This window comes from Caulobacter sp. (genome assembly GCF_017744445.1).
Taxonomy (GTDB): domain Bacteria; phylum Pseudomonadota; class Alphaproteobacteria; order Caulobacterales; family Caulobacteraceae; genus Caulobacter.
Genome location: NZ_JAGIBH010000097.1, coordinates 1 through 669, shown reverse-complemented (window position 1 = coordinate 669; position 669 = coordinate 1). Strand labels below are relative to the sequence as shown.

1 protein-coding gene and 1 pseudogene are annotated in these 669 nt (G+C 68.5%); one reads left to right on the top strand and one right to left on the bottom strand.

The genetic code is table 11. The annotated features are described in order from the left end of the window. Window positions 1-150 (top strand): annotated as a pseudogene (locus tag J7528_RS23855) (biotin synthase); the annotation flags it as partial. On the opposite strand, the gene J7528_RS23850 reads toward J7528_RS23855, so the two are convergent. Beyond that, the gene (locus J7528_RS23850; protein WP_291879826.1) at window positions 134-433 is read right to left on the bottom strand and encodes a hypothetical protein; all 300 of its coding nucleotides are present in this window, start codon (window positions 431-433) and stop codon (window positions 134-136) included. The pseudogene J7528_RS23855 and the gene J7528_RS23850 overlap by 17 nt on opposite strands. Between the last annotated feature and the right edge of the window lie 236 nt (window positions 434-669).

Genomic DNA, 669 nt, shown 5'->3' with positions numbered 1-669 from the left:
ATCTTCGTCGGCGGCAAGCTGCTGACGACCCCGCTGCCGGGCATGGACGAAGACAGCAAGCTGTTCCAGGACCTGGACCTGCGGCCGATGGGCGGCCAGGTCCATGTCGAGGCCAAGGCGCATTCGCACGAGGTCATCGCGGCCGAGTAGGGCTCTTCTCCCGCGCTCTCGGCATCGGGTTCAGCAGGATGTCGCGGCGCTGGCTTTCGAGCTCGCGTCGCGTTTCCGCGGCGTCCGCCAGATATCCGGCCAGGATATGGGGCGGATAGTCCTTGGTCAGCACGCGCATGTCGTGCTCGGCCTCGTCCAGGATCGTCAGCACGCGATCGATCATATCCAGCCAGATCTGGTCGCCGTTCGGCAGACGACGCTTGCGGTGGCGGCCCTTGCCGAACATGCGCGCGTGGCGGGCGGGGATCAGGAGTTGGGTCATCGCGTTTTTCTCCTTTTGATGAGGGCGGCGCTGGCCCCTCCACCGGCTTCGCCGGTCCCCCTCCCCCAGCCGGGGGAGGAGAGGTACGGCTCTCTCTCCGCCCCGCTTGGGGGCGGACAGACCGCGTAGCGGTCAGGTGGGGGCCAGTGCCGAGGCACACGGCTTCGCCGCTTCACGCGGTCAGCCGCTGAAGGTGTGTGGGGAGGCGACGGAGCGGCCGGGCGAACCCGGAGACC